Raw genomic sequence first — 13,193 nt, forward strand, 5'->3', positions numbered from 1 at the left:
TATATTGACGAGAAAAGGAGGGAAACGAAATGGCGATTAAAAAGTATAAACCTACCACAAACGGTCGACGTAATATGACTTCATCTGACTTTGCTGAAATTACTACAAGCACTCCGGAAAAGTCATTGCTTGCTCCTTTACACCGTAAAGGCGGCCGTAACAACCAAGGTAAGTTAACAGTTCGTCATCAAGGTGGCGGTCATAAGCGTCAATACCGTTTAATCGATTTTAAACGTAACAAAGATGGCATTCCAGGACGCGTTGCTACAATCGAGTATGACCCAAACCGTTCAGCAAACATTGCATTAATTAACTACGTTGACGGAGAAAAGCGTTACATCCTTGCACCAAAGAATTTAGAAGTAGGCATGGAAGTAATGTCTGGACCGGAAGCGGATATTAAAGTGGGTAACGCACTACCGCTTGCAAATATTCCAGTGGGTACAGTTATTCACAACATTGAATTAAAACCTGGTAAAGGTGGACAATTAGTACGTTCAGCAGGTACTTCTGCGCAGGTTCTTGGTAAAGAAGGCAAATACGTACTTGTTCGTTTAAACTCTGGTGAGGTTCGTATGATTCTTGCTACTTGCCGTGCAACTGTTGGTCAAGTGGGTAATGAGCAACACGAACTTATCAACATTGGTAAAGCAGGACGTTCACGCTGGTTAGGTAAGCGCCCAACTGTTCGTGGTTCTGTAATGAACCCTAACGATCACCCACACGGTGGTGGGGAAGGACGTTCACCAATCGGACGTAAATCACCAATGACTCCATGGGGTAAACCAACTCTTGGATACAAAACTCGTAAGAAAAACAATAAATCAGACAAATTTATCGTGCGTCGCCGCAAAAAATAACGGGATTGAACTACGGTTCCAAAGGCGGGCCGTAGAACAATCGCGAAGGGAGGTTCAATCATGGGTCGCAGCTTAAAAAAAGGACCTTTTGTTGATGAACATTTAATGACAAAGATCGAAAAGCTAAATGAAACTGAGGGCAAGCAAGTAGTAAAAACTTGGTCTCGCCGTTCTACGATCTTCCCGCAATTCATCGGACACACAATTGCTGTTTACGATGGTCGTAAACATGTGCCTGTATACGTTACTGAAGACATGGTAGGCCACAAGCTTGGAGAATTTGCTCCAACTCGTGCATACAAAGGCCATGGTAACGATGATAAGAAAACAAGACGTTAATGAGAGGAGGGCATTCATATGCAAGCTAAAGCTGTTGCAAGAACAGTTCGTATTGCTCCTCGTAAAGCTCGTTTAGTCGTAGATTTAATTCGAGGTAAGCAAGTAGGTGAAGCAGTAGCGATTTTAAACTTAACGCCAAAAGCTGCTTCTCCAATCGTAGAGAAGGTTTTAAAATCTGCATTAGCCAACGCTGAGCACAACTACGAAATGGACGTAAATAATTTAGTAGTTGCTCAAGCATTTGTTGACGAAGGACCAACATTAAAACGTTTCCGTCCTCGTGCACAAGGTCGTGCAAGCCAAATCAACAAACGTACTAGTCATATTACTATCGTTTTATCAGAAAAGAAGGAGGGGTAATCAGTGGGTCAAAAAGTAAATCCAGTCGGTTTGCGTATCGGAGTTATCCGTGATTGGGAATCTAAATGGTACGCAGGCAAAGACTATGCTGATCTTTTACACGAAGACCTTAAAGTACGTGAGTACATCACAAAGCGTCTAAATGATGCTTCTGTTTCTAAAGTAGAAATCGAACGTGCTGCAAATCGTCTTAATATCACTATTCACACTGCGAAGCCAGGAATGGTTATCGGTAAAGGTGGTACTGAGGTAGAAGCACTTCGTAAAGCTCTTAACTCACTTACTGGCAAACGTGTACACATCAATATTCTTGAAATCAAAAAAGCTGATATTGACGCGAAATTAGTTGCGGAAAACATTGCTCGTCAATTAGAAAACCGCGTTTCTTTCCGTCGTGCGCAAAAACAAACGATTCAACGTGCAATGCGTGCTGGTGCTAAAGGTATCAAAACAATGGTATCTGGCCGTCTAGGCGGTGCTGATATCGCACGTTCTGAAAGCTATAGCGAAGGAACAGTTCCACTTCATACTCTTCGTGCTGATATCGATTATGCTACAGCTGAAGCTGACACAACTTACGGTAAATTAGGCGTAAAAGTATGGATCTATCGTGGAGAGGTCCTTCCTACTAAGAAGAAAACTGGGGAAGGAGGCAAATAATATGTTATTGCCAAAGCGCGTAAAATATCGTCGTCAACATCGTGGAAAAATGCGCGGTCAAGCAAAAGGCGGTACTGAAGTAACATTTGGTGAATTCGGCCTACAAGCTACTGAAGCTTCTTGGATTACGAACCGTCAAATCGAATCAGCTCGTATTGCGATGACTCGTTACATGAAACGTGGCGGTAAAGTTTGGATTAAGATATTCCCGCATAAGCCATACACTGCGAAGCCTCTAGAGGTCCGAATGGGTTCCGGTAAGGGTGCTCCTGAAGGATGGGTAGCAGTAGTGAAACCTGGTAAAGTAATGTTCGAAATCGCAGGTGTTTCTGAAGAGATCGCTCGTGAAGCTTTACGTCTTGCATCACACAAACTTCCAGTTAAGTGTAAGTTTGTAAAACGAGAAGAAATTGGTGGTGAATCAAATGAAAGCTAATGATATTCGTGACCTTACCACTGCCGAAATTGAACAAAAAGTCAAATCATTAAAAGAAGAGTTATTCAATCTTCGCTTTCAATTGGCGACAGGACAGCTTGAAAATACAGCTCGTATTCGTGAAGTACGTAAGTCGATTGCTCGTATGAAAACTGTTATTCGTGAAAGAGAAATTGGTTTTACAAAGTGATATTGAGAGGAGGTTCGCACAATGAGTGAACGCAACCAACGCAAAGTTTACACTGGGCGTGTTGTTTCCGATAAGATGGATAAAACCGTTACTGTCTTAGTTGAAACGTACAAAAAACACCCTTTATACGGTAAACGCGTTAAGTACTCTAAAAAATTCAAAGCTCATGATGAGCAAAACCTTGCGAAAACTGGCGATATCGTCCGTATTATGGAAACTCGTCCGCTTTCAGCTACAAAACGTTTCCGTCTTGTAGAAGTGGTAGAAAAAGCAGTTATTATCTAATTGTTCGGAAAAAGCCTAATTCCGAAGGGAGGTTACACTCATGATTCAACAAGAATCACGTTTGAAAGTTGCTGACAACTCTGGTGCTCGTGAAGTACTTACAATCAAAGTTCTTGGTGGCTCTGGCCGCAAAACAGCTAATATTGGTGATATTATCGTTTGTACAGTGAAACAAGCAACACCAGGTGGCGTTGTTAAAAAAGGTGATGTTGTTAAAGCAGTAGTTGTTCGTACAAAGAGCGGTGTACGCCGTAATGACGGTACTTACATTCGTTTTGATGAAAACGCATGTGTAATTATTCGTGATGACAAGGGCCCTCGTGGAACTCGTATCTTCGGACCTGTTGCTCGTGAACTACGCGACAGCAACTTCATGAAAATTGTTTCTTTAGCTCCAGAAGTATTATAATACTAACTAAATTGCCTTTAAGGAGGTGCTTACTGATGCATGTGAAAAAAGGTGACAAAGTTATGATCATCTCTGGTAAAGATAAAGGCAAAACGGGCGTTATTCTTGCAGCGTTCCCAAAACAAGATCGAGTTCTTGTTGAAGGTGTGAACATTGTTAAGAAACACTCTAAGCCTTCTCAAGTGAATCCGCAGGGCGGAATCATTAACCAAGAGGCTCCTATTCATGTATCAAACGTTATGCCTGTAGACCCTAAGTCTGGTAAACCAACTCGTGTAGGCTATAAAACGGTTGATGGCAAAAAAGTACGTGTAGCAACAAAATCCGGTGAAGTTCTAGATAAATAGTTTAAAGAAGAAGGGAGGTACAATGAATGAACCGCCTAAAAGAAAAATATACAAAAGAAATTACTCCTGCTCTAATGAGCAAGTTTAACTATACATCAGTAATGCAAGTGCCTGTAATTGATAAAATCGTTATTAATATGGGTGTTGGTGATGCTGTTCAAAACTCAAAAGTACTTGATAATGCGGTGGAAGAATTAGCATTAATTACTGGACAAAAACCAGTTGTAACTCGTGCAAAGAATTCTATCGCTGGCTTCCGTCTACGTGAGGGTATGCCGATCGGTGCGAAAGTTACACTTCGTGGAGAGCGTATGTATGAGTTCTTCGACAAATTAATCTCTGTATCTCTTCCGCGTGTTCGTGACTTCCGTGGGATTTCTAAGAAGTCATTTGACGGCCGTGGAAACTATACTCTAGGTGTAAAAGAGCAATTAATCTTCCCTGAGATTGATTACGATAAAGTAAGCAAAGTTCGTGGTATGGATATCGTTATCGTAACTACAGCTAATACTGATGAAGAAGCTCGTGAACTTTTAACTCAATTCGGAATGCCATTCCAAAAGTAATCGCTAAATAGAGGGAGGCGAAAACGTGGCTAAAAAGTCAATGATTGCGAAACAAAAACGCACGCCTAAACATAAGGTACAAGAATACACACGCTGCGAACGTTGCGGACGTCCACATTCTGTATACCGTAAATTTAAGCTTTGTCGTATTTGTTTCCGTGAATTAGCATATAAAGGTCAAATTCCTGGCGTGAAAAAAGCTAGCTGGTAAAACCCAAGTGTGGGAAGGAGGTAAAAACAATGGTCATGACAGATCCAATTGCAGACTTGCTTACTCGCATCCGTAATGCGAATATGGTTCGTCACGAAAAATTAGAAGTTCCTGCTTCTAATATTAAAAAAGAAGTTGCTGAAATCCTTAAGCGTGAAGGTTTCGTGCGTGATGTTGAGTTTATCGAAGACAATAAGCAAGGCATTATCCGCATTTTCTTAAAATACGGTTCAAACAACGAACGTGTAATTACTGGTCTTAAACGTATCAGTAAACCAGGTCTTCGTGTATACGCAAAAGCTGACGAAGTGCCACGTGTACTTAACGGCCTTGGAATCGCACTAGTTTCTACTTCTCAAGGAGTTCTTACAGATAAAGAAGCTCGCGCTAAACAAGTTGGCGGAGAAGTATTAGCATACGTTTGGTAAAAGAGTTTCTTAATGAATGGAGGTGCAATAAATGTCTCGTATTGGTAAAAAACCGATTGAAATTCCAACTGGCGTTACAATCACTAATGATAAAAACACAGTTACTGTAAAAGGACCAAAGGGTGAACTTACTCGTTCATTCCATCCTGATATGATGATTCAAGTAGAGGAGAACGTATTAACTGTTTCTCGTCCAACTGAATCAAAAGAACACCGTACAATGCATGGTACAACTCGTGCATTATTAGCCAACATGGTTGAAGGTGTTTCTAAAGGCTTTGAAAAAGGTCTTGAGCTTATCGGTGTCGGTTACCGTGCTCAAAAACAAGGCAAGAAGCTTATTCTTAACGTTGGTTACTCTCACCCTGTTGAAATGGAGCCTGAAGAAGGTATCGAGGTTGAAGTGCCATCAAATACGAAGATTATCGTTAAAGGAATCAGCAAAGAACGTGTTGGTGCTTTAGCTGCTAATATTCGTGATGTTCGTCCTCCAGAGCCTTACAAAGGAAAAGGTATCCGTTATGAAGGCGAATATGTGCGTCGTAAAGAAGGTAAAACAGGTAAGTAATGCCGCATAAGTAAACGAAAGGAGTGACTTAAATGATTACGAAGGCTGACAAAAATGCAGTTCGTAAGAAAAGACATGGCCGTGTACGCGCTAAGCTTTCTGGAACTGAAGCTCGTCCTCGTTTGAATGTGTTCCGCTCTAATAAGCATATCTATGCTCAATTAGTTGATGATGTTAAGGGAGTTACTTTAGCAAGTGCTTCTACATTAGATAAAGAAATCAATCTAGAATCTACAGGTAACGTTGATGCAGCAGTTAAGGTCGGAGAATTAGTTGCAAAACGTGCAGTAGAAAAAGGTGTTAAATCTGTCGTGTTTGACCGCGGAGGATACCTTTATCATGGTCGTGTAAAAGCTTTAGCTGATGCGGCTCGTGAAAATGGATTAGAATTTTAATAGATAAAGGAGGGACACAAAAACATGCGTCGTATTGATCCAAACAAACTTGAACTTGAAGAACGCGTAGTTACTGTTAATCGTGTAGCGAAGGTTGTTAAAGGTGGACGTCGTTTCCGTTTCTCTGCTCTTGTAGTAGTAGGCGACAAAAACGGTCATGTCGGCTTTGGTACTGGTAAAGCACAAGAAGTACCTGAAGCAATTCGCAAAGCGATTGAAGATGCGAAGAAAAACTTAATCGAAGTACCAATGGTTGGAACATCTATTCCTCACCAAGTAATTGGTAACTTTGGTGCTGGTGAAGTTCTTTTAAAGCCTGCATATGAAGGTACTGGTGTTATTGCTGGTGGACCAGTTCGTGCGGTGCTAGAACTAGCTGGTATTGGTGATATCCTTTCTAAATCATTAGGAACTAACACACCAATTAACATGGTTCGTGCAACACTGAACGGTTTGCAACAATTAAAACGTGCTGAGGACGTAGCTAAATTACGTGGAAAATCAGTAGAAGAACTGTTAGGATAAGGAGGGAAATCAAATGGCGAATAAACTAGAAATTACCCTCACTCGCAGCGTGATTGGTCGCCCGCAAGACCAACGCGAAACAGTTAAAGCTCTTGGTTTACGCAAAATGCACCAAACAGTTGAGCATCAAGATAATCCTGCTATTCGCGGAATGATCAACAAAGTTGCTCACCTTGTTACGGTTAAAGAAAACTAAATTTCACTCTTCTATAAAATAAGGAGGTGCCAACATGAAACTTCATGAATTAAAGCCTGCAGAAGGTTCACGTCAAGAACGTAAACGTAAAGGCCGAGGAATCGGTTCTGGTAACGGTAAAACTGCTGGTAAAGGTCATAAAGGTCAAAACGCTCGTTCAGGTGGCGGTGTTCGTCCTGGTTTTGAGGGTGGTCAAACACCTTTATTCAGACGTTTACCAAAACGCGGTTTCACAAATGTTAACCGTAAAGAATACGCAGTTGTGAACCTTGATGCACTAAACCGTTTTGAAGATGGAACAGAAGTTACACCAGTTCTTCTTGTCGAAACAGGGGTAGTAAGTAATGAAAAAGCAGGAATTAAAATTCTTGCTAAAGGCAAAGTTGAGAAAAAGCTTACTGTTAAAGCTCATAAATTCTCCTCTGCTGCAAAGGAAGCGATTGAAGCTGCCGGCGGTCAAACTGAGGTGATTTAATGTTTCAGACAATCTCCAATTTTATGCGCGTGGGTGATATAAGAAGAAAGATCATATACACCCTTTTAATGCTGGTCGTATTTCGCATCGGTACTTTCATACCAGTACCTGGTGTGAATGCCGACCTATTACAAGCCCAGGATGAATTAAACGCATTCGGTCTTTTGAATACTTTTGGCGGTGGCGCGCTTCTTAACTTCTCGATACTTGCAATGGGAATCATGCCGTATATTACGGCATCCATTATCATTCAGTTGCTGCAAATGGACGTCGTGCCAAAGTTTACAGAATGGTCGAAGCAAGGAGAGGTTGGACGCCGTAAATTAGCTCAGTTTACCCGCTACTTTACTATCGTGCTTGGTTTCATCCAAGCTCTTGGTATGTCTTATGGCTTTAACAATCTAGCAAATGGTCAGTTGATTGAAAATCCGGGAATTGCCTCATACCTTCTAATTGCAACTGTATTAACTGCTGGAACTGCATTTTTATTGTGGTTAGGGGAACAAATTACTGAAAAAGGCGTTGGAAATGGAATTTCCATTATCATTTTTGCTGGTATCGTAGCTGGTATACCGTCAATCGTAAACCAGATCTATGCACAGAAATTTGAAAATGCGGGAGAACAAATTTTCCTTCAAATTGTTACAGTAGTATTAATTCTTATTGCAGTAGTTGCCATTGTTGTTGGTACAATTTTTATCCAACAGGCATTAAGAAAGATTCCAATTCAATACGCGAAGCGTGTAACAGTTGGAAGAAATCCAGTTGGTGGACAAAATACTCACTTGCCATTAAAAGTTAATGCAGCTGGTGTTATTCCAGTTATCTTTGCCATTTCATTCATCATTACGCCAAGAACTGTCGCAGGTTTCTTTGAGCAAAATGATGTCACTTTATGGATTCAAAGAGTATTTGATTATACGACGCCAGTCGGAATGATCATCTACAGTGCATTAATTATTGCTTTTACTTATTTCTATGCTTTCATTCAGGTGAATCCAGAACAAGTTTCAGATAACTTGAAAAAGCAGGGCGGTTACATTCCAGGTATTAGACCAGGGAAAAGTACGCAGGAATATTTGACTCGTGTTTTATACCGTTTAACATTTGTTGGTGCCATCTTCCTTACAGCCATCTCAATTTTACCGATGTTCTTCATCAATATCGCAGGATTGCCAGAGTCAGCTCAAATTGGAGGAACAAGCTTGCTCATCGTTGTTGGTGTTGCACTAGATACGATGAAACAGCTTGAATCACAGCTTGTTAAACGTCATTATAAAGGGTTTATCAAATAATTTGGTTTTTAGGGGACATACAAAGGTTCCCTATAAGCCAATTAGATTTAAGGGGGAATTCATATGAATTTAGTATTAATGGGGCTCCCCGGTGCCGGTAAAGGTACACAAGCCGAGAAGATTGTAGACAAGTATGGCATCCCTCATATTTCAACAGGTGATATGTTCCGTGCAGCTATTAAGGAAGAAACGGAACTAGGTCTGAAAGCAAAATCTTTCATGGACAAAGGCGAACTTGTTCCTGATGAAGTGACAATCGGTATTGTTCGTGAACGGTTAAGCAAGGATGACTGTGAGAAAGGTTTCTTGCTTGATGGATTTCCAAGAACGGTTCCTCAAGCGGAAGCACTTGAAAATATTCTTGCTGAATTGAATAAAAAAATTAATTTTGTCATTAATATTGATGTGGATCAAGATATTCTTATGGAGCGTTTAACTGGCCGCAGAATCTGTAAAGATTGTGGTGCCACTTATCACCTCGTATTTAATCCTCCTGCAAAAGTGGATGAATGTGATCGCTGTGGCGGAGAACTGTACCAGCGTGCAGATGATAATGAGGCAACAGTTAAGACACGCCTTGATGTGAATATTAAACAAACAAAGCCTTTGCTTGATTTCTATGAGGCAAAAGGTTATCTTCGCAATATTGATGGTCAGCAGGATATCGTTAAAGTATTTACTGATCTGGATCGTTTACTCGGGGGCTTGCATGAATGATTATTTGCAAAACGCCGCGTGAAATTGAGATCATGCGTGAGGCCGGCAGAATTGTAGCATTGACTCACCAAGAACTGAAAAAACATATTGCTCCTGGAATAACAACAAAAGAATTGGATCATATTGCTGATACATTTATTCGCAAAGCGAATGCAATTCCTTCGTTTAAAGGCTATAACGGCTTCTCTGGCAGCATTTGTACTTCAGTAAATAATGAACTTGTTCATGGCATACCTGGTAATCGGGTGTTGAGAGACGGCGATATTATCAGCGTAGATATTGGTGCTAAATATAACGGTTATCATGGTGACTCTGCTTGGACTTATCCGGTAGGAACAATTAATGATGAAACGAAGCGCCTTCTTGATGTTACAGAAGCATCATTGTTTATTGGTCTGAAGGAAGCAAAACCAGGTGAGCGTCTATCAAACATCTCACATGCAATTCAAACATATGCGGAACAAAATGGTTTTTCCATTGTACGCGAGTATGTTGGTCATGGAGTAGGTCAGAACTTACATGAGGATCCGCAAATTCCTCATTATGGTCCCCCAAACAAAGGTCCACGACTAAAACCGGGTATGGTACTTGCTGTTGAACCAATGGTGAATGCAGGAAGTCGATATGTGAAAACATTGACTGACAACTGGACAGTCGTTACAATTGACGGGAAAATGTGTGCTCATTTTGAGCATACGATTGCAATTACTGAAAATGGGTATGAGATACTTACAATTGTTTAATTGTGCGTATTTTAATATATCGTTTCAATTTTGTTCCGTTTTTGTGCTATAATCATAAGGTTGTTAGTTTCAAATATATTTCTCGAAAAATCCGGCGTGTAATGATGGAAAACAAGCTTTGCTTTTGCAAAGATAAATGAGTTCGTATTTGAATAAAGAAAGGAGACTGTTTGATGGCGAAAGACGATGTAATTGAAATTGAAGGCACAGTGGTTGATACTTTGCCAAATGCCATGTTTAAAGTAGAATTAGAAAATGGTCATACGGTGTTGGCTCATGTTTCTGGTAAGATTCGCATGCATTTTATTCGTATTTTACCAGGAGATAAAGTTACTGTGGAGCTTTCTCCATATGATTTAACTCGCGGAAGAATCACTTATCGTTTTAAATAACCATTGCACTCCGTACTATTAAGGAGGTTAGGATAATGAAAGTAAGACCATCTGTTAAACCGATCTGCGAAAAGTGCAAAGTTATCCGCAGACGTGGAAAAGTTATGGTTATCTGTGAAAACCCTAAACATAAACAAAAACAAGGTTAATAACAAGGAGGTGCGCTAATTTATGGCACGTATTGCTGGTGTAGATATTCCACGTGAAAAACGTGTAGTAATCTCATTAACTTACATCTATGGGATTGGTAAAAATACTGCTCAGAAAGTATTAGCAGAAGCTGGTGTTTCTGAAGACACTCGTGTTCGTGATTTAACTGAAGATGAGTTAAATAAAATCCGTGAAGTCATCGATAAGCTAAAGGTTGAAGGTGACCTTCGTCGTGAAGTTTCACTTAACATTAAGCGTTTAATGGAGATCGGAAGCTATCGTGGTCTACGTCATCGCCGTGGTTTACCGGTTCGCGGACAAAACACTAAAAATAACGCTCGCACACGCAAAGGTCCTCGTAAGACTGTAGCGAACAAGAAGAAATAATCGGTAAAGGAGGTACTTTAAATGGCACGCAAAACTAATACACGTAAACGTCGTGTGAAAAAGAATATTGAACAAGGTGTTGCACACATTCGTTCTACTTTTAACAACACAATTGTAACTATTACTGATGCTCATGGGAATGCACTTTCTTGGTCAAGTGCTGGTGCGCTAGGATTTAAAGGTTCACGTAAATCTACTCCTTTCGCAGCTCAAATGGCAGCAGAAACTGCAGCGAAGTCATCTATGGAACACGGAATGAAATCTCTTGAAGTAACTGTTAAGGGACCTGGTGCAGGACGTGAAGCGGCAATTCGTGCGCTACAAGCTGCTGGTCTTGAAGTAACTGCTATCAGAGACGTGACTCCAGTTCCACATAATGGATGTCGCCCACCAAAACGCCGCCGTGTTTAATTTTTCTGTATAGAATTTGTATCCTTGTCTATAATGGGATATGATGTAAATGTTTTATTCATTATACAGGATTATTATTCCAGTTGTTGTGCACAAAACGGGAACGTATACATGGGGGAATTTCGGTTAGAATGTTAGCCGGGGTTTCGACGTTTTGAAGGAGGGTATATTTTCATGATCGAAATAGAAAAACCAAAAATCGAAACGGTTGAGATCAGCGATGATGCCAAGTACGGGAAGTTCGTCGTAGAGCCGCTTGAGCGTGGATATGGTACTACTTTGGGTAACTCCTTACGTCGTATCCTTTTATCCTCACTCCCAGGTGCCGCAGTCACATCGATTCAAATTGATGGGGTACTTCATGAGTTCTCAACAATTGAAGGCGTCGTAGAAGATGTAACATCTATCATTTTAAACATTAAGAAACTTGCACTAAAAATTTACTCTGATGAAGAGAAAACTCTTGAAATTGATGTAAAGGGTGAAGGCGTAGTTCATGCTGCTGACATTACTCATGACAGTGATGTGGAAATCCTTAATTCCGATTTGCACATTGCAACGTTAGGTTCTAATGGTCATTTACGCATGCGTCTAACTGCTAAAAGAGGTCGCGGATATACGCCAGCTGTTCAGAACAAAAGGGAAGATCAGCCGATTGGTGTTATTCCTATCGATTCTATTTACACACCAGTTTCACGTGTGTCTTATCAGGTTGAAAATACACGTGTAGGCCAAATGACTAACTATGATAAGTTAACATTCGATGTTTGGACTGATGGAAGTACAGGTCCACAAGATGCTGTTGCACTTGGTGCGAAAGTCTTAACTGAGCATTTGAATATCTTCGTTGGATTAACTGATGAAGCTCAAAATGCTGAAATCATGGTTGAAAAAGAAGAAGATCAAAAAGAAAAAGTACTTGAGATGACAATTGAAGAACTAGATCTTTCTGTTCGTTCATATAACTGTTTAAAACGTGCTGGCATCAATACCGTTCAAGAATTAGCTAATAAAACGGAAGAAGATATGATGAAGGTGCGTAACTTAGGCAGAAAGTCTCTTGAGGAAGTTAAACACAAACTAGAAGAGCTTGGATTAGGCTTACGTAAAGATGATTGATTAGTTAGCATTTGTTAACTGTCATAATTCTTGTAGCTTATCGGCTTAAGAATGACTTCAACAAAGGAGGGAAACTTTCATGGGATACAGAAAGTTAGGACGTACTAGCTCTCAACGTAAAGCTATGCTACGTGACTTAGCAACAGATTTAATCATCAATGAGCGTATTGAAACAACTGAAGCTCGTGCGAAAGAACTTCGTTCAGTTGTTGAAAAAATGATCACTCTTGGAAAACGTGGCGATTTGCATGCTCGTCGTCAAGCAGCTGCATTCGTACGTAATGAGGTAGCTAACGCTGAAACTAAGCAAGATGCAGTTCAAAAATTATTCAGCGATATCGCTTCTCGTTATGAAGAACGCCAAGGTGGATATACTCGTATTATGAAACTTGGACCTCGCCGCGGTGACGGTGCACCAATGGTAATTATCGAGTTAGTTTAATTTCTATTCGGATGAGGGCAGGACGTTTGTTCTTTGCCCTTTTTCTGTAATAGAACAAACTTCTGTAAAGAAGTAGCCAAAGTGAGTGTTACGATGGGCATGATTTGTTCCATACAAATGAAAAGTTTATAATTTTTGAATAAGCTAGTGTCTAGCTATCAAGCTTTTCTATTTTTCATGTCACGTCTAGCTCTTCTTGCACCTTTCCAGTTTATATTTTGTCTTTTCGCTTAGCAGGAGGATTCCTGTTACTATTTGGAAAGGTGCGGGCTTTTTTTAAATGGATA

At 40.4% G+C, this 13,193-nt stretch carries 26 protein-coding genes; all 26 read left to right on the top strand.

Translation table 11 applies throughout. From position 1 onward, the window contains the following. Positions 1-29: 29 nt before the first annotated feature. A complete protein-coding gene (gene rplB, locus C1726_RS06150) occupies positions 30-860 on the top strand; it encodes a 50S ribosomal protein L2 (RefSeq protein ID WP_053478262.1) in 831 nt (276 codons plus the stop codon). 60 nt (positions 861-920) lie between these two features. Beyond that, positions 921-1,199, top strand: a complete 279-nt coding sequence (gene rpsS / locus C1726_RS06155) for a 30S ribosomal protein S19 (protein ID WP_049635903.1) — start codon at positions 921-923, stop codon at positions 1,197-1,199. Positions 1,200-1,217: 18 nt separating this feature from the next. Next, complete coding sequence (gene rplV / locus C1726_RS06160; RefSeq protein ID WP_066192195.1) at positions 1,218-1,559, top strand: 50S ribosomal protein L22; 342 nt, start codon at positions 1,218-1,220, stop codon at positions 1,557-1,559. A 3-nt stretch (positions 1,560-1,562) separates the two neighbouring features. Beyond that, entirely contained in the window at positions 1,563-2,219 is a 657-nt protein-coding gene (rpsC, locus tag C1726_RS06165; RefSeq protein ID WP_053478260.1) for a 30S ribosomal protein S3, read from the top strand. Position 2,220: 1 nt separating this feature from the next. Further along, positions 2,221-2,655 (top strand): 50S ribosomal protein L16, encoded by a 435-nt coding sequence (gene rplP / locus C1726_RS06170; protein ID WP_102272416.1) that lies wholly within the window; start codon positions 2,221-2,223, stop codon positions 2,653-2,655. Then, positions 2,645-2,845: a 50S ribosomal protein L29 gene (rpmC, locus tag C1726_RS06175; protein ID WP_053478258.1), complete on the top strand. Its 201-nt coding sequence runs from the start codon at positions 2,645-2,647 to the stop codon at positions 2,843-2,845. Before rplP ends, rpmC begins: the two co-directional genes overlap by 11 nt. Positions 2,846-2,866: 21 nt before the next feature. Further along, positions 2,867-3,130, top strand: a complete 264-nt coding sequence (gene rpsQ / locus C1726_RS06180) for a 30S ribosomal protein S17 (RefSeq protein WP_053478257.1) — start codon at positions 2,867-2,869, stop codon at positions 3,128-3,130. 40 nt (positions 3,131-3,170) lie between these two features. Beyond that, positions 3,171-3,539: a 50S ribosomal protein L14 gene (gene rplN, locus C1726_RS06185; RefSeq protein ID WP_057767210.1), complete on the top strand. Its 369-nt coding sequence runs from the start codon at positions 3,171-3,173 to the stop codon at positions 3,537-3,539. 35 nt (positions 3,540-3,574) lie between these two features. Next, on the top strand, positions 3,575-3,886 hold the full coding sequence (gene rplX / locus C1726_RS06190; protein ID WP_057767212.1) for a 50S ribosomal protein L24: 312 nt from the start codon (positions 3,575-3,577) through the stop codon (positions 3,884-3,886). Positions 3,887-3,912: 26 nt separating this feature from the next. Beyond that, on the top strand, positions 3,913-4,452 hold the full coding sequence (gene rplE, locus C1726_RS06195; protein ID WP_053478254.1) for a 50S ribosomal protein L5: 540 nt from the start codon (positions 3,913-3,915) through the stop codon (positions 4,450-4,452). Between the two features lie 25 nt (positions 4,453-4,477). Beyond that, positions 4,478-4,663: a 30S ribosomal protein S14 gene (rpsN, locus tag C1726_RS06200; protein WP_009336593.1), complete on the top strand. Its 186-nt coding sequence runs from the start codon at positions 4,478-4,480 to the stop codon at positions 4,661-4,663. Between the two features lie 29 nt (positions 4,664-4,692). Continuing rightward, positions 4,693-5,091 carry a 30S ribosomal protein S8 gene (rpsH, locus tag C1726_RS06205; protein ID WP_053478253.1) on the top strand — a complete coding sequence of 133 codons (399 nt, stop codon included), beginning with the start codon at positions 4,693-4,695 and terminating at the stop codon, positions 5,089-5,091. Between the two features lie 31 nt (positions 5,092-5,122). Further along, positions 5,123-5,659 carry a 50S ribosomal protein L6 gene (rplF, locus tag C1726_RS06210; protein ID WP_102272417.1) on the top strand — a complete coding sequence of 179 codons (537 nt, stop codon included), beginning with the start codon at positions 5,123-5,125 and terminating at the stop codon, positions 5,657-5,659. Between the two features lie 32 nt (positions 5,660-5,691). Beyond that, on the top strand, positions 5,692-6,054 hold the full coding sequence (gene rplR / locus C1726_RS06215; RefSeq protein WP_102272418.1) for a 50S ribosomal protein L18: 363 nt from the start codon (positions 5,692-5,694) through the stop codon (positions 6,052-6,054). 24 nt (positions 6,055-6,078) lie between these two features. Next, complete coding sequence (gene rpsE, locus C1726_RS06220) at positions 6,079-6,579, top strand: 30S ribosomal protein S5 (RefSeq protein WP_102272419.1); 501 nt, start codon at positions 6,079-6,081, stop codon at positions 6,577-6,579. Between the two features lie 13 nt (positions 6,580-6,592). Next, a complete protein-coding gene (gene rpmD, locus C1726_RS06225; RefSeq protein WP_053478249.1) occupies positions 6,593-6,775 on the top strand; it encodes a 50S ribosomal protein L30 in 183 nt (60 codons plus the stop codon). 34 nt (positions 6,776-6,809) lie between these two features. Further along, positions 6,810-7,250: a 50S ribosomal protein L15 gene (gene rplO / locus C1726_RS06230; protein WP_053478248.1), complete on the top strand. Its 441-nt coding sequence runs from the start codon at positions 6,810-6,812 to the stop codon at positions 7,248-7,250. Then, positions 7,250-8,545 carry a preprotein translocase subunit SecY gene (gene secY, locus C1726_RS06235; protein WP_102272420.1) on the top strand — a complete coding sequence of 432 codons (1,296 nt, stop codon included), beginning with the start codon at positions 7,250-7,252 and terminating at the stop codon, positions 8,543-8,545. Before rplO ends, secY begins: the two co-directional genes overlap by 1 nt. Before the next feature lie 63 nt (positions 8,546-8,608). Continuing rightward, the gene (locus C1726_RS06240) at positions 8,609-9,262 is read left to right on the top strand and encodes an adenylate kinase (protein WP_102272421.1); all 654 of its coding nucleotides are present in this window, start codon (positions 8,609-8,611) and stop codon (positions 9,260-9,262) included. Continuing rightward, the gene (gene map, locus C1726_RS06245; protein WP_102272422.1) at positions 9,259-10,005 is read left to right on the top strand and encodes a type I methionyl aminopeptidase; all 747 of its coding nucleotides are present in this window, start codon (positions 9,259-9,261) and stop codon (positions 10,003-10,005) included. Before C1726_RS06240 ends, map begins: the two co-directional genes overlap by 4 nt. 173 nt (positions 10,006-10,178) lie before the next feature. Beyond that, entirely contained in the window at positions 10,179-10,397 is a 219-nt protein-coding gene (gene infA, locus C1726_RS06250; RefSeq protein WP_009336604.1) for a translation initiation factor IF-1, read from the top strand. A gap of 35 nt (positions 10,398-10,432) precedes the next feature. After that, a complete protein-coding gene (rpmJ, locus tag C1726_RS06255) occupies positions 10,433-10,546 on the top strand; it encodes a 50S ribosomal protein L36 (RefSeq protein ID WP_000868344.1) in 114 nt (37 codons plus the stop codon). 22 nt (positions 10,547-10,568) lie between these two features. Beyond that, positions 10,569-10,934 (top strand): 30S ribosomal protein S13, encoded by a 366-nt coding sequence (gene rpsM, locus C1726_RS06260; protein WP_053478244.1) that lies wholly within the window; start codon positions 10,569-10,571, stop codon positions 10,932-10,934. A 21-nt stretch (positions 10,935-10,955) separates the two neighbouring features. After that, a complete protein-coding gene (gene rpsK, locus C1726_RS06265; protein WP_053478243.1) occupies positions 10,956-11,345 on the top strand; it encodes a 30S ribosomal protein S11 in 390 nt (129 codons plus the stop codon). A gap of 174 nt (positions 11,346-11,519) precedes the next feature. Beyond that, entirely contained in the window at positions 11,520-12,464 is a 945-nt protein-coding gene (locus C1726_RS06270; protein WP_102272423.1) for a DNA-directed RNA polymerase subunit alpha, read from the top strand. Between the two features lie 79 nt (positions 12,465-12,543). After that, entirely contained in the window at positions 12,544-12,906 is a 363-nt protein-coding gene (rplQ, locus tag C1726_RS06275) for a 50S ribosomal protein L17 (RefSeq protein ID WP_053478241.1), read from the top strand. Positions 12,907-13,193: the final 287 nt, after the last annotated feature.

The organism is Cytobacillus massiliigabonensis (assembly GCF_900199725.1).
GTDB classification, from domain to species: Bacteria; Bacillota; Bacilli; order Bacillales; family Cytobacillaceae; genus Cytobacillus; species Cytobacillus massiliigabonensis.

What these genes read in the sequence shown, in the direction of transcription:
- infA (WP_009336604.1), top strand. Translation starts at nt 10,179, where the DNA reads ATGGCGAAAGACGATGTAATTGAAATTGAAGGCACAGTGGTTGATACT.
- rpsH (WP_053478253.1), top strand. Translation starts at nt 4,693, where the DNA reads ATGGTCATGACAGATCCAATTGCAGACTTGCTTACTCGCATCCGTAAT.
- rpsS (WP_049635903.1), top strand. Translation starts at nt 921, where the DNA reads ATGGGTCGCAGCTTAAAAAAAGGACCTTTTGTTGATGAACATTTAATG.
- C1726_RS06270 (WP_102272423.1), top strand. Translation starts at nt 11,520, where the DNA reads ATGATCGAAATAGAAAAACCAAAAATCGAAACGGTTGAGATCAGCGAT.
- rplX (WP_057767212.1), top strand. Translation starts at nt 3,575, where the DNA reads ATGCATGTGAAAAAAGGTGACAAAGTTATGATCATCTCTGGTAAAGAT.
- rpmD (WP_053478249.1), top strand. Translation starts at nt 6,593, where the DNA reads ATGGCGAATAAACTAGAAATTACCCTCACTCGCAGCGTGATTGGTCGC.
- rpsQ (WP_053478257.1), top strand. Translation starts at nt 2,867, where the DNA reads ATGAGTGAACGCAACCAACGCAAAGTTTACACTGGGCGTGTTGTTTCC.
- rplV (WP_066192195.1), top strand. Translation starts at nt 1,218, where the DNA reads ATGCAAGCTAAAGCTGTTGCAAGAACAGTTCGTATTGCTCCTCGTAAA.
- rpsE (WP_102272419.1), top strand. Translation starts at nt 6,079, where the DNA reads ATGCGTCGTATTGATCCAAACAAACTTGAACTTGAAGAACGCGTAGTT.
- map (WP_102272422.1), top strand. Translation starts at nt 9,259, where the DNA reads ATGATTATTTGCAAAACGCCGCGTGAAATTGAGATCATGCGTGAGGCC.
- rplQ (WP_053478241.1), top strand. Translation starts at nt 12,544, where the DNA reads ATGGGATACAGAAAGTTAGGACGTACTAGCTCTCAACGTAAAGCTATG.
- secY (WP_102272420.1), top strand. Translation starts at nt 7,250, where the DNA reads ATGTTTCAGACAATCTCCAATTTTATGCGCGTGGGTGATATAAGAAGA.
- rplF (WP_102272417.1), top strand. Translation starts at nt 5,123, where the DNA reads ATGTCTCGTATTGGTAAAAAACCGATTGAAATTCCAACTGGCGTTACA.
- rplB (WP_053478262.1), top strand. Translation starts at nt 30, where the DNA reads ATGGCGATTAAAAAGTATAAACCTACCACAAACGGTCGACGTAATATG.
- rplN (WP_057767210.1), top strand. Translation starts at nt 3,171, where the DNA reads ATGATTCAACAAGAATCACGTTTGAAAGTTGCTGACAACTCTGGTGCT.
- C1726_RS06240 (WP_102272421.1), top strand. Translation starts at nt 8,609, where the DNA reads ATGAATTTAGTATTAATGGGGCTCCCCGGTGCCGGTAAAGGTACACAA.
- rpsK (WP_053478243.1), top strand. Translation starts at nt 10,956, where the DNA reads ATGGCACGCAAAACTAATACACGTAAACGTCGTGTGAAAAAGAATATT.
- rplO (WP_053478248.1), top strand. Translation starts at nt 6,810, where the DNA reads ATGAAACTTCATGAATTAAAGCCTGCAGAAGGTTCACGTCAAGAACGT.
- rpsM (WP_053478244.1), top strand. Translation starts at nt 10,569, where the DNA reads ATGGCACGTATTGCTGGTGTAGATATTCCACGTGAAAAACGTGTAGTA.
- rplE (WP_053478254.1), top strand. Translation starts at nt 3,913, where the DNA reads ATGAACCGCCTAAAAGAAAAATATACAAAAGAAATTACTCCTGCTCTA.
- rpmJ (WP_000868344.1), top strand. Translation starts at nt 10,433, where the DNA reads ATGAAAGTAAGACCATCTGTTAAACCGATCTGCGAAAAGTGCAAAGTT.
- rpmC (WP_053478258.1), top strand. Translation starts at nt 2,645, where the DNA reads ATGAAAGCTAATGATATTCGTGACCTTACCACTGCCGAAATTGAACAA.
- rplR (WP_102272418.1), top strand. Translation starts at nt 5,692, where the DNA reads ATGATTACGAAGGCTGACAAAAATGCAGTTCGTAAGAAAAGACATGGC.
- rplP (WP_102272416.1), top strand. Translation starts at nt 2,221, where the DNA reads ATGTTATTGCCAAAGCGCGTAAAATATCGTCGTCAACATCGTGGAAAA.